The sequence below is a fragment of the Pontibacter vulgaris genome (genome assembly GCF_022758145.1).
Taxonomy (GTDB): domain Bacteria; phylum Bacteroidota; class Bacteroidia; order Cytophagales; family Hymenobacteraceae; genus Pontibacter; species Pontibacter vulgaris.
Genome location: NZ_JAJVDH010000006.1, coordinates 212014 through 225113, shown reverse-complemented (window position 1 = coordinate 225113; position 13100 = coordinate 212014). Strand labels below are relative to the sequence as shown.

The following is a 13100-nucleotide window of genomic DNA, read 5'->3' as shown; positions in this document are numbered from 1 at the left end:
TCAAGATGAGAAAGATAGTATTAACCATAGCACTTGTGGCTTCTGTTCTGGGCCTGCAAGCCCAGAACAGAAAACATGTGGCCAACTTCTCGCTGTTTCAGCAGTATTTTAACCCTGCACTGACCGGCTACGAAGGCTCCATGCTTAAAACCTATTACCGTAACCAGTGGACCGGCTTTGAAGGTGCTCCCCAAACCATTTTTGCTTCTGCAGAGCTGGACCTGGCCGACCTTGGTGCCTGGAAAAAGGATGACCTGCTGAAGTCGCGTGAAGAAGACAGTTACAATAGACAGCTTGGCGCAAAACACGCTTTTGGCCTGGCCGTACTCAACGACCGTTTCGGTCCTTTTGCCGAAAACCAGGTGCATTTAAGTTATGGCTCGCGTGTGCAGTTATCTCAGAAATTAAGCCTGCGCTGGGGTTCGGCTATAACCTTCAGCGCACAGCAACTGGATGGCAGCAAGCTAACTATAGACCAGGAGGGCGACCCGGAATTTGAAGGACTGGCAGGCCAGAAAGGCAACGTAAACCGCATCGACCTGAACATGGGCCTGATGCTGACAGCAGAGAACTATTACCTGGGCTACTCTATGCAGGATATCACCAAAGGCAAGATAATGACCTCGGGAGATGATTACCTGCAAAACAATGTACCGCAGCACCACATCGTGCAGGCTGGTTTCAGAACACCGGTAACCGAGCAGCTGGGGGTAGTAGTTAACTCTATTTACCGTTACGACAGCAAGCTGGAGGAAACAGTAGAGGGCCAGGTGAAAGGGGTTTACCAGAACATGCTTTGGCTGGGAGCGGGCTACCGCAAAGACCAGGCTTTTTCAGTGAACGCAGGCCTACGCCTTAGCCAGCTGAAGATCGGGTATGTGTACGAAACACCTACCGCCGATGCCCGCTACATTAACAAGGCTACTAACGAGATCATGCTCACTTATAACCTGATCCCGGTAAAGTATCCGAAGTACAGCAAAAAAGTAACCATGTGGTAACCAGTAGTAAGATGAAGAAAATAATTTACACGATCGCTTTTTTACTGGCAACCGGGGCTGTAGCCCAGGCGCAGGTAGAGTTAAAGCAAACCAAATCAGAGCTGGCAGACTTTATTTTGCTGGATAATGATCTGCTGGTTTATACTTTAAAAGAAGACCAGGGACAATACATCTATTCGGAGCAGCGTGGTAAAAGCGAAACCTCTAAAAAAGAACTGGTACTGAATACTGGTTTAATAAATGCTGTGGTAGGGGGTAACAAAGCCGCCGGCGAACTATACGTTTACCAAAAAAATGGCCGCAACGAAGAAATCATCTCTTTCTATAGTTTGAAAGACGGAAGCTTCGAGAAAACCGGTGAGCGTGTGTTGCCAAAGATGCGCAATAACGCCCATAACCTGGGCATGTTCCTGTCTGAAGATAAAACTACATTGGTGGTATCGGCAGAGCTTGGCAATACACAAGGGTATGAAGACCTTTACTTGAGCAAATGGGAAAACAACCGCTGGACCAAACCTAAAAACCTAGGTAAAACTGTGAATACCCGCCAGCCGGAGTTTGCCCCATATGTAGCCAACGATACCCTATACTTTTCGCGCAAGGAAGCAGCAACTGCCTATAACTATAGCACGCCGCTGAATCTGAAGACAGGTAAAGCAGGCACGCCGGTAAAAGCAGACCCTGTAATGAATGTGGCAGGCACTTACAATGCCTACTATAAAAAAGTAGCAGACCGCCAGATGTGGATCAGGGCCTCTACCGAAAATAAGCCTTTGCATATGGCTTATTTACTGGAGAAGCCTGACCCGGTTGTGGAAGAAGTTAAGGTGGAAGTTCCTGTTGTAGAGGAAGTGCTGGTATCGATTGTTAAAACGAAAATGGCAACACCAGCACTTACCTTACCCTATGCTTTTAACAGTATATACATGAACCTCAAAGGAGTTTCGGCCCTGTCCAAGTTCCTAAATCAGCAGCCTGAAGGAAGTGCATTTGTCATCAAAGGTTATTCCGATGGATATGGTACAGCCGAAGTAAAAGAGAACGTGAGTCGTCGTCGTGCCTTTCTAATCCAACAGTATATTGAAAGATACTTTCCTACAAAGCATTTTACCTTTGAAATAGAAAACGAGGTGCGGAACGAAAAAGGCACAGCAAACCGCAAAGCTGAACTTTATTTGATGCATTAAATAGCTACAATACTTTTCCATAAATGCCAAAAGGCGATTTAGAATAAGAGGTTGATATGGGGATAAAAATGTTCTGAGCATATTTTGTCTACCACACTTTATTCTGGTAATCAAATTTTAATTCGTAGAAGTTTAATTTATCGAACCAAAAAAGCTCCTTCATTTGACGTAAAGCGGCCTTTTTATAATGGTTGACCAACGAATGGAATAGTTGAACCATTAATTTTCAGTCTTGGCAGCTTTATGGGGTTATCTGTAGATTAGTTGAAGGCTTGATTTTTAAGTATAAATATAGCTTGTTTTTGTTTCCAGATTAATCAGAAGTCAGAAGATAGCCTTGTATTAAAAACTGAAAATATACTTCCACATCACCAAAGTTTTGGGATCATTTGATTATTGCATAAATTGAAAGAACTGTGTTATAGAAGTTCAGTTTTTTTGCTCTTATCGATTAATGGGTAGCTGATATGAATCATCTTGTGCTTGGAGTGGATATTGGCGGTACACACATCACTGCTGCCTTAGTAGACCTTGATACACGTAAGATTCTGCACGAAAGCAGCCGCCTGCCCGTAAATGCAAATGGAAGTATAGAAGACATTATTGCTTCCTGGAGTAAGGCTTTATCAGCGGCTATAGGTACACTAAAGGGCAACCCGATACAGGTTGGCATTGCTATGCCAGGTCCGTTTGATTATGAGAACGGCATTGCCCTGATGCAAAACCAGGACAAATATGATGCTCTTTATGGAATTAATGTAAAGGAAATGCTGGCACAGGCGCTACATGTGGACATGTGCAATATTAAGTTTCAAAACGATGCTCCTTGCTTTTTGCAAGGGGAGGCTTTTGCCGGTGCAGCACAAGGGTATAACAGAGCTATTGGATTAACCTTAGGTACTGGACTTGGCTCTGCAGTAATTGTTGGCGGTAAAGCCTGGGACGCTAACTTATGGAATACCCCTTTCTATGATGGAATTGCTGAAGAATATATTAGCTCACGCTGGTTTGTGAAGCGTTTTTTTGAGCTGAGTGGCAGGAAAGCAGAAAATGTGAAAAGTATAGTAGAGCTGTTGCATCCAGAACCCAAAGTGCAGCAGTTGTTTTCTGAGTTTGCGGACAACCTGGCTACTTTTTTAAGTGAATTTGTCAAGCAGGAGCAGCCGGAGGTGATTGTACTAGGTGGCAACATCGCTAAGACCTATAACCTATTTGGCGGTACATTGCAGGAAAAGCTACGAGAGCGAAGGATAACCATACCTGTAAAAACAGCACAGTTAGGAGAAGAAGCAGCCCTGCTGGGAGCAGCCAGCCTTTGGCAAACGTCTGTGCAAGTATAACCTCTACTTTCAGAAATTTAAATCTTAATCTTAACACCACTTCATATACCTATGATGCCTGTTTTAACAGCATCATAGGTATATACACTCTCACTTGTTTACTTAAATGAGTTATATAGGGAATCTCCTTTAATAGTTTGCTTTTATATGACTTTTCTTATATATTCAGGATTTAAGCGTACTCAGCACCTACAAGAAACATATGCCTACCAGAAGAGAATTTGTTAAGACAGGAAGTATAGCTGCAACAGGTCTTGCTGCCACCGGGTTTTCTTTTATGTCGTTTGCGCAGAAAGATAAGTACACGAGCCAGCGCCCTGCCTTATCAGCACGAAACTTCATCAGCAAAGCAGTAGAAAACAAGATTAAGGAAGTAAAGAAAACTATAGCCGATAAAGAGCTGGCCTGGATCTTTGAAAACTGCCTGCCGAGTACGCTTGATACCACTGTAACATATGAGGAGAAAAACGGAAGACCGGATACCTATGTTATAACCGGCGATATTGATGCGATGTGGTTGCGCGATAGCTCAGCACAAGTATGGCCCTACCTGGTGTTGATGGATAAGGATAAGCCATTACAGAGTATGATAGCAGGTGTTATCAACCGTCAGACCAGTTACATTCTGAAAGACCCATATGCCAACGCCTTTTACAATGACCCAAGCAAGGAAGGGGAATGGGCAAAAGACCTGACCAAAATGCAACCCGGTGTGCACGAACGAAAGTGGGAGATAGACTCGCTTTGCTACCCGATCAGGCTGTGTTACCATTACTGGAAGACTTCCGGTGATGCCGACCCCTTCGATGCTAATTGGGCAAAGGCTATGAAACTGGTGGTACAAACATTTAAGGAACAGCAACGAAAGGCCGACAAGGGACCTTATAAATTTCAGCGGGTAACCGGTTGGCAGACTGATACGGTGGCAGGTGCGGGCTATGGAAATCCGATAAAACCGGTGGGGCTAATCTGTTCTACTTTCCGCCCATCCGATGACGCCACAGCCTACTTGTTCCTGATTCCTTCGAACTACTTTGCGGTTACATCGCTCCGCCAGTTAGCCGAAATGAGCCAGAAACTAAAACAGGATAAAGCCTTGGCAACCGAATGTACCGCGCTGGCAGATGAAGTAGAGAAAGCGCTTCAACAGTTTGCTGTATCTGAACATCTTAAGTATGGCAAAATCCATCCGTTTGAGGTAGATGGCTATGGCAATGAACTGTTTATGGATGATGCCAATATTCCGAGCCTGCTTTCTTTGCCATACCTAGGCTGTTGTGCTGCGGATGATCCTGTATACTTGAATACCCGTCGGTTTGTGCTAAGCGAGGACAACCCCTGGTTTTTTAAAGGCAAAGCTGGTGAGGGCATAGGAGGGCCGCATGTAGGCGCTGATATGATCTGGCCGATGAGCATCATTATGCGGGCCATGACAAGCCAGTCGGATGATGAAATAAAGACCTGCCTGCATACCTTGAAAACGACGCATGCGGGTACAGGCTTTATGCATGAAACTTTTCACAAGGACAATCCTGAAAAGTTTACCAGGAAATGGTTTGCCTGGGTTAATACCCTTTTTGGTGAGCTAATTCTGAAGCTACATACTGAGCGTCCGCATTTGCTAAAAGCACAAGTATAAAATTATATTTCCCTGAACTGAACCAGTTGTCATACAACTCGAACACCACCAACTATAGCCCATGAGCACCAGACGTAAATTCATAAAAATATCAGCCTTAAGCGCTACTTTTTTAAGTGGCGGCTTTCAGTTTGCCAGCGCCTTTGCCGGTTCTGTTAAACAAGGAAAAGGCAGCAAGCCAATAGTCATCTCTACCTGGGATCACGGCATACCCGCAAACGAAGCCGCCTGGAAGATTCTATCCAAAAACGGTAGTGCCTTGGATGCAGTAGAAGCAGGTGTACGTGTGCCGGAAGCAGACCCAAATGTACGTACTGTTGGTTACGGCGGCTACCCGGACCGGGAGGGAAAGGTTACGCTTGACGCCTGCATTATGGATAAGGATAGCAACTGCGGATCTGTGGCCTTTCTGCAGCACATTAAACATCCGATTTCAGTGGCCCGCAGAGTGATGGAAGATACGCCGCACGTGATGCTGGTAGGAGAGGGAGCCCTACAATTTGCTTTATCCAAAGGATTCAAAAAAGAGAACCTGCTCACGCCTGAGTCTGAAAAGGATTGGAGGAACTGGCTTCAGGAATCCAAGTATAAACCGGTCATCAATATCGAAAACCACGATACCATTGGCATGCTGGCCCTGGATGCGAATGGCGACCTGGCAGGAGCTTGTACTACTAGCGGGGCAGCTTACAAAATGCACGGGCGCGTGGGTGATTCTCCCATTATCGGGGCGGGCTTGTTTGTGGATAATGAAGTAGGAGCTGCTACGGCAACAGGCCTGGGCGAAGCGGTAATCCGGATGGTGGGTAGCCATTTGGTTGTTGAATTAATGCGCCAAGGCAATTCTCCTGAAGATGCCTGTCGTTTGGCTGTAGAGCGTATCATCTCAAAGCAAAAAGATGTGAAAGACCTGCAGGTTGGGTTCATTGCCCTGAACAAGAACGGTGAGTATGGCGGCTACTGCATCCACAAAGGCTTTAACTACGCCATACAGGATAAATCGGGTACTAAGCTACTGGATGGAAAGAGCAAGTTCTAACCCGGCTCCAGTACTGGAGATTTGTGTAGATTCTGTTGCTTCAGCTATTGCTGCATAGCAGGGCGGGGCACAACGCGTCGAGCTATGCGATTATCTGGCGGGTGGTGGCACTACGCCCAGTGCCGGTATGATCGAAGTGGTTCGACAAAGTATAAGTATAGGGTTGCACATACTCATCCGTCCACGCCGGGGAGATTTTCTGTACACGGACGCGGAGTTTGAGGTGATGAAAAAAGATAATGCCCTGTGCCGTGAATTAGGTGCGGATGGTGTAGTGATTGGTGCGCTGACCAGGTATGGAAGTATAGATTCTGCTGGAACAGCAGAATTAATGGCCCAGGCCAATTCCATGAGCATCACCTTTCACAGGGCCTTCGACCTTTGCGCTGACCCCATTAAAGCGCTGGAAGATTTACTGGCCCTGGGTGTAGATCGCTTGCTCACATCCGGCCAGCAGGAAACAGCGCTGCAGGGAGCGGAACTGATCCGGGAACTTCATAATAGAGCTGAGGGAAAACTAATCATCATGCCCGGCGGGGGAGTAAACCCTGCCAATGTACAGGAGTTATTAAGTATAACCGGTGTGCGAGAAGTACATGCCTCCGTTCGTAAATCTGTGCAAAGCGAGATGATCTTCCGAAGAGACTATCCACTTATATCCAGCAACAGGAATCTGTCAGAGTTCGAGCAGCTGGTGGCTGATGTTGAGCAGGTGAAGGCCATGTGCGCGGCTTTTAAAGTATAAATAGTATACTTCTGTTTCTACTCCACTATTGATTTCGGCCTGTCTTCTTTGGCTGTTCCCCAAGTTGAACTTGGAATGCTTCCCATTTCAAAAACCAGCTTGCCGCCCAGCATTAAATCCTTGTGAAGTATGTAGGCTTTCGTGTATGGCCTGCCGTTAAGAGTTATACTTTGAATGTACTTGTTCTCCGGGCTATTATTCAGGGCTTCTATCTCAAGTATTTTCCCGTTAGGCAATGTCAAAGTAGCCTGCCTCACCGCCGGACTACCAAACACATAAGCACCATTGGCTGGGTTTACCGGATAGAAGCCAAGGGAAGAGAAAATATACCAGGCTGACATCTGCCCCACATCCTCATTGCCGATCAGGCCATTAGGTTTAGCAGTATACATGTTGTCAACTATAAGCCGCACTTTCTCTGCTGTTTTCCAGGGCTGGCCGGCATAGGCATACAGGTAAGTAATGTGGTGGCTGGGCTCGTTGCCATGTGCATATTGCCCGATCAAACCGGTTATGTCGTTAGACGCTTCTTCGCCCATGTCGCCTTCTGCCGTAAACAGTGAATCGAGTTTATGAGCAAAGGCTTCTTCGCCGCCCAATAAGTTCATCAATCCTTCCACATCCTGCGGTACCAGCCAGGTGTATTGCCAGGAATTCCCTTCGGCATAATCATCTTTGCGGTGGGCCGACTTGAACGGATCGAATGGTGTGCGCCACTCGTTCTGAGAAATGCGCCCACGCATAAAACGGGTCTGTTTGTCGAAGTAGTTTTCGTAGTTTCTGCCGCGCTTGCTGAAGTATTCGTAGTCCGCCTGCTTGCCCATTTTTTTAGCTACCTGTGCAATGCTCCAGTCGGCAATGGCATATTCTAAACCTTTGGCTACGCTTTCCACTTCAGAGTCTGCAGGTATAAAACCCCGTTCCTTAACATGTGTAAGCCCAAACTCATTACCCATAGCGGTGGCTTTCATTGCCTCGTAAGCAAGCTCATGATTAAACCCGTTGAAGCCCTTAAGTATGGCATCGGCCACAACAGGTACACTGCTATAGCCCACCATGGTATTGGTCTCGTTGCCCATCAGGTGCCACACCGGCAGCTTGCCCTGCTGTTGGTAAATTGCCAACATGGAATTGATCATGTCATTCACCCGGTTCGACTGAAGTATAGTAAACAGTGGGTGCGAAGCCCGGTAGGTATCCCAAAGGGAGAAAGTGGTCAGGTTGGTGAAGTTTGCCTCCGGGTATACTTTCTTGTCGGTGCCACGGTAATCGCCGTTGTGGTCGTTGAAAACAGAGGGGGCGATCATGGTATGGTAAAGAGCAGTATAGAAAGTTTTCAGCTGCGCTTCAGTATCTGCCTGTATCCTTACTTTCTGTAGCTCATTATTCCAGGCCACGTCGGCAGCCGTTGCTACTTTGTTAAAATTCCAATGCGGAACCTCGGCATTTATATTGGCCAATGCATTTTCTGAGCTAACAGGAGAGATGCCCACTTTCAGTTTTATCTGTTCTCCAGCCTTTGTTGCAAAATTGGCAACTCCCTTTATGCCTTTTCCTTTAAAAGCAGGTACCGCATTACCTAACGAATCAGTTACCTGAAAGCTGGAAAAACTATGGATAGGCTTGGAGAAAATGGCTGTAAAGTATACGCGCTGGTCGGCAGCCCAACCCTTAGAGTGGCGGTAACCGGAAATGGTGCTGTCGTTGATTTGCTCTATAAAAGTCTCGGTAGGCTGGTCCCAGCCAATACCTTCTTCCAGGTCAAAAATGATATGCGCCTGCTCTGACTCCGGAAAAGTATACTGATGAAAGCCCACCCGTTCCGTGGCTGTCAGCTCGGCCTGTATATCGTAGCGCTTCAGCTTCACGGCATAGTAACCTGGTTTGGCGGTTTCTTCCTGGTGCGAGTACAGCGACAAAAAGCCTTTCTCTGGATTTTTATGTGTGCCTTTCAAAAGCTTAAGAGTACCTGTAGTTGGCATAACCGCTATTTCCCCCAAATCGCCTATACCGGTACCACTCAAGTGTGCGTGGGAAAAACCAACAATGGTAGAGTCGGAGTAATGATAACCGGAGCACCAGTCCCATCCTTCTGTTAAGTTGTTTGGACCAAGTTGCACTGCCCCAAACGGTATATTAGCTCCTATAAAAACATGCCCGTGGTAGCCGGTACCAATATAGGGATCCACATATTGAGTAAGACTAATAATACTTTTATGAGTAAGCCCTTCCTTCGTGCCGATACATGCTGTAAGGAGACTTACGGGGAGGGCCAGAATTGCTATAAGTATTTTTAGGCGGGTAAGTACTACTTTCATAGAGAATGAGGTTATTACAGATTGATTTTAAATGAAGTAGAGATTTACTTAACCAGCTTAAGCATCCTTGAAATTAAAATAAATGTTGGGTTCAACACAAATGATATTTCCATTTAGACGGTATTAGTGGTGGTAAGATTGATGGCTAGCTTCTACTACCAATCTAGTCAAGCTTCAGCAAGAAAATACAAACCAGATACCAGGGTAGCCTTGTACAAAACTATAAAGGATGTACTACTTGATCTGGAGCCCTCTATAAAGGCAACCTCTGCAAAAGTTGGGAGAGAGAGAGAGATTGAGGAGTGCACGCGTGTATATTTTTCAGAAAAGAACTTACGAAGTGTGGCGTTGAATCTTATAACTAATGCCATAAAGTACGCTTCTGATGAACCTCTGCCGCATGTTCACGATGTTCAAGCGTTTCCACGAACATGTAGAAGGGATAGGTATAGGTCTGTATATGATAAAGAAAAAGGTAGAGGGAGCCGGAACTCAGGCTTTTGGAAATTCAGTAGGTGCAAACAGTACAGGCTTATAAGAAAGGATGAAAGTGATAAGTATTGAGATAAAAATCTCTTTTGTTACATTTCTGTTACTCTAGAAACAAAAAACCCGCTTATTTGCTGAAATAAGCGGGTTTTTAAGCTTTACTGTAGTAGACCAAAGGATGAAATTATCAATCCTTATCCAAATAGATTTAGCAATTTTAGCAAACTTTTTAGAAGACCAGTAACTTAACTTTTCGAAGCATCAGCTTGGTTTAGTTCCCGCTCATAGTATACTCTGTCCCATTCCTGAGGATTTGCCGGATCAGTACAATAATAGATACGTTTGGCATAACGTCTTACAGTCAAATTATGTGAAGGATCTGTTTTGGTAACTACAGTAGACCCTTCGGGAAATTTATTTTCCATTGTAGTAGCATTAGTTTTCATTTGATTTTTTAGCCGCCTTTGCAGCCTTCTTTGCCTGGTCATCTGCATCGGTACGGTTACGTTGGGCTTTAGCTTCCATTTTAGCTGAACGTTTGGCTTGCTTGGCCGCATAAGAAGCTTCCTTATCTATGCGTTTAGCTTCATTGGCATTTGCTTCTGCAAGCTTTGCATCGGCTTTTGTTTCGGCCTTTAAGTCTTTGGCTGCATGTAATCGTATTTTGTCTCGTATTGCTTTTTCTTTAGCTACTTCCTGTGCTTGTGTCTGTTCCTGTTTTGTAGGGGCATTTTGGGCAAAGGATGGTGTTGCTGCAAACAGAAAGAATCCTGTTATCAGTGGAAGTAAAATGAATTTGTAAGTCATATTTTTTAGGAAAAGGTATATTCTATTATCCTGTTTATATATACGTGCTTAGCAAAGTATTAACTATAAGTATTTGAATATAAATGGTTTATGTTTTAAATAGTGCCACGGAGCACTCTCAGTGTACATAATTTCCGGAGCCGCCTGCGCTAATTTTCTTCTCTTATGAAATTTGAAGTTACTCCTGACCCAAAAATTGCGATTAAGATGTACTGATTTGGTACTACGTTAGGGTGTTATAAAGACTACTACAATGACTATAGGTTAATAACTAATCAACTACTACCTGTACATGCTCTATTTAAAATATGGCTTTTGTCCGGAAAAACGTCTGTTTGGATAAAATATAATCTTGTAATTGTTTCAGATAACAAATCATTAAACTGACAGCTTATACATTCTCTAAAAAAGCGATCTACCGCCGTTTCATAGCCTCGTCAGGACGTTCAGCAAAATGGATGAACTTTATGCGGGCTGTCTCGTTGGAAGGGTATGGCCGCCTACGCTTTTATAAACAAGTGCGCAGGAATTTGATTAAGGATGCAGGTTTCAGGAAATATTTGAGGGAGAATCGCAGCAGTTGCCCTCATTTTAAAGGAACATCATCCAGAGAGTTCTTGGGTATTGGTGGTAGTGGCTACCGGAAGGAGCTATCGAGAATGATCCGAATGCTGACCTGCAAAAGCATAATTTACAGCAGAACAGGAGTGCATGCCGCACTTAATTACCAACTTCTAGATTGTTTGCTTCGAAAGCAATTTACTGCTTCAAGGTACATATGAACTGCGTCAGCGCAAGTGGATGTTTGCCTTGCATGATGCTGATAACAGAGGCCATCAATGTCTCATCTTTCATCAAACTAGAGTTTAAGTCCATAAGGGAACTGAAGCTTTCTTTGTCTTTTAACTGGATGTAGGACCTAAGCTGATGATAGAAAGCTAATGCTTCTCTTTTTTCTATTCTAATATTCAAGTTATTAAACACTGCTGCTTCCATCTCTTTTTCTCGTTTAGGTTTAATAATTGAAGCTGTTTAGGTGTGCAGCGGTTCATACCCTATACTTATACGACACCTGCATCAGATAATAAGTTCTTAGGTTTAATATTATCTTTAAATTGTCTTAATACGGTTCTAGCTCTTAACTTCTGATAACCGGACGGCTTATATGTTAATTTAAGAATGATATAAGTGAAACTTGTTGATTTTTAAACTTTTATCTGTAAATAGGGTGTTGTGAGATTATACATTCTCATCACGGCCCGATGGCCTAGTTACGTTATTCAAAACGTTAACCTGCTCTCTATCCATCCCGCTTTTATTGTTTCAATTATGAAAATAAGAATTGTAACCAGTGGCGAGTACCGGGATTATTTAATGGAACTTCTAGGAAGAGAGCCGGCAGCATTTGAATTATTTGCTTTTGAACGCAACCAGAACTTACAGCACATTACAAAGCGGCAGGTAGCAAACGATATTTACCATATCACCTTTACAAACGGCACAGGTATTAAACTGGTCACAGATGGAATTGTTCAGGGAGGAGACATCCAGCTGCATAGCCTGCAGGAGGAACACCGGTTTTATACTGTATTTCTGGAAGGGTATGATATTGAAGAGGAGCAATATCTTATGTTAGATGCAGCTGTGAAAACTATTTGCTTGGATGATTCTATACTAACGCTAATAGAAGGGGTTCAGCTTATAACCATGGAAGATTTGTTGACTAATTATAATCCTATCTTATACAACTTAGATTAAGAAATAAGCTATGACACAAGATCAATTTTACTATTGCCTTAACCGGATTGTAGAACTCAGAGAAAAGATAAAGGAAACCTACATTGTCCGTAGAAGAGCACAAGCTATAGAATCTGCTCAGGCGGAGGTGCAGCAGCAGGTAGATTTTAATTCACTAAAAGTCTTTGCTGAAAACAAAGAAAGTGCAGATAAAAATACCGCAGAGGCTCAGGCACTCCTAAAGGAGCTAGCAGCACAGGAAGCAAAGATCAGAGCTTTTGTGCCTGTATCAATTTACGGTGTCAGAATAAAGGCATCATACCTGGACCGGCCCGATTTATATTTAGTGGTTGAGGCTCAAAGCATAACGATAGAGAAAGCTACACTGTAAGTATGTCAGCGTTATTGATGTTTTAGTTATATTACTTTCTTGTTACAAGTAGAGGTCTGAAATCCCGATAAATGGCTTTGTTGTTGAAGTCTATGTATACCCTTTGGCCCTATAAATGGCACTATATTAGTACTCACCGGAGCCTGTCAATAAATCCCGCAAACTGCTTTGTATAGTCCCCTTTGGTGAGGCACAGCATTTCTCCGGTAATATCATTTTTCATCCATACCACAGCATTCTCCTGTTCCCCATTCTCAGTAATATATTCCTGCCAGTATTGTTGAGCAGCTATATTGAGCTTATGTTCTAATTTTTTTAGCCTGTTTTCGTCCATGATAATTGAATTAACTCTATAGTCTATACGACAAATTCAATACTGATAGTTCAGTAATATCTCAAATTTATAC

12 protein-coding genes and 1 pseudogene are annotated in these 13100 nt (G+C 44.0%); 9 read left to right on the top strand and 4 right to left on the bottom strand.

Going from position 1 to position 13100, the window contains the following annotated elements; genetic code table 11:
* The first annotated feature begins 5 nt into the window (after positions 1–5).
* From LWP20_RS15400 to LWP20_RS15375, 6 genes and pseudogenes are all read left to right on the top strand, one after another.
* A complete protein-coding gene (locus tag LWP20_RS15400; RefSeq protein ID WP_242929065.1) occupies positions 6–1001 on the top strand; it encodes a PorP/SprF family type IX secretion system membrane protein in 996 nt (331 codons plus the stop codon).
* 11 nt (positions 1002–1012) lie between these two features.
* Complete coding sequence (locus tag LWP20_RS15395) at positions 1013–2188, top strand: hypothetical protein (RefSeq protein WP_242929064.1); 1176 nt, start codon at positions 1013–1015, stop codon at positions 2186–2188.
* 467 nt (positions 2189–2655) lie between these two features.
* Positions 2656–3528 carry an ROK family protein gene (locus tag LWP20_RS15390; protein WP_242929063.1) on the top strand — a complete coding sequence of 291 codons (873 nt, stop codon included), beginning with the start codon at positions 2656–2658 and terminating at the stop codon, positions 3526–3528.
* Between the two features lie 202 nt (positions 3529–3730).
* On the top strand, positions 3731–5167 hold the full coding sequence (locus LWP20_RS15385; RefSeq protein WP_242929062.1) for a glycoside hydrolase family 125 protein: 1437 nt from the start codon (positions 3731–3733) through the stop codon (positions 5165–5167).
* A gap of 61 nt (positions 5168–5228) precedes the next feature.
* Positions 5229–6206 carry an isoaspartyl peptidase/L-asparaginase family protein gene (locus tag LWP20_RS15380; RefSeq protein ID WP_242929061.1) on the top strand — a complete coding sequence of 326 codons (978 nt, stop codon included), beginning with the start codon at positions 5229–5231 and terminating at the stop codon, positions 6204–6206.
* Positions 6207–6276: 70 nt separating this feature from the next.
* Positions 6277–6951 (top strand): annotated as a pseudogene (locus LWP20_RS15375) (copper homeostasis protein CutC); the annotation flags it as partial.
* 17 nt (positions 6952–6968) lie between these two features.
* On the opposite strand, the gene LWP20_RS15370 reads toward LWP20_RS15375, so the two are convergent.
* Entirely contained in the window at positions 6969–9269 is a 2301-nt protein-coding gene (locus LWP20_RS15370) for a GH92 family glycosyl hydrolase (RefSeq protein WP_242929060.1), read from the bottom strand.
* A 385-nt stretch (positions 9270–9654) separates the two neighbouring features.
* Here LWP20_RS15370 and LWP20_RS15365 point away from each other — a divergent pair, with 385 nt between their 5' ends.
* Positions 9655–9807, top strand: a complete 153-nt coding sequence (locus tag LWP20_RS15365; protein WP_242929059.1) for a hypothetical protein — start codon at positions 9655–9657, stop codon at positions 9805–9807.
* Positions 9808–10193: 386 nt separating this feature from the next.
* On the opposite strand, the gene LWP20_RS15360 is transcribed toward LWP20_RS15365, so the two are convergent.
* Both LWP20_RS15360 and LWP20_RS15355 read right to left on the bottom strand, forming a co-directional pair.
* On the bottom strand, positions 10194–10565 hold the full coding sequence (locus LWP20_RS15360; RefSeq protein WP_242929058.1) for a hypothetical protein: 372 nt from the start codon (positions 10563–10565) through the stop codon (positions 10194–10196).
* A 759-nt stretch (positions 10566–11324) separates the two neighbouring features.
* Positions 11325–11561, bottom strand: a complete 237-nt coding sequence (locus LWP20_RS15355) for a hypothetical protein (protein ID WP_242929057.1) — start codon at positions 11559–11561, stop codon at positions 11325–11327.
* A 333-nt stretch (positions 11562–11894) separates the two neighbouring features.
* On the opposite strand from LWP20_RS15355, the gene LWP20_RS15350 reads away from it, so the two are divergent.
* Both LWP20_RS15350 and LWP20_RS15345 read left to right on the top strand, forming a co-directional pair.
* Positions 11895–12323 carry a hypothetical protein gene (locus tag LWP20_RS15350; RefSeq protein ID WP_242929056.1) on the top strand — a complete coding sequence of 143 codons (429 nt, stop codon included), beginning with the start codon at positions 11895–11897 and terminating at the stop codon, positions 12321–12323.
* 10 nt (positions 12324–12333) lie between these two features.
* Complete coding sequence (locus tag LWP20_RS15345) at positions 12334–12693, top strand: hypothetical protein (RefSeq protein ID WP_242929055.1); 360 nt, start codon at positions 12334–12336, stop codon at positions 12691–12693.
* A gap of 133 nt (positions 12694–12826) precedes the next feature.
* On the opposite strand, the gene LWP20_RS15340 is transcribed toward LWP20_RS15345, so the two are convergent.
* Positions 12827–13027, bottom strand: a complete 201-nt coding sequence (locus LWP20_RS15340) for a hypothetical protein (RefSeq protein WP_242929054.1) — start codon at positions 13025–13027, stop codon at positions 12827–12829.
* Between the last annotated feature and the right edge of the window lie 73 nt (positions 13028–13100).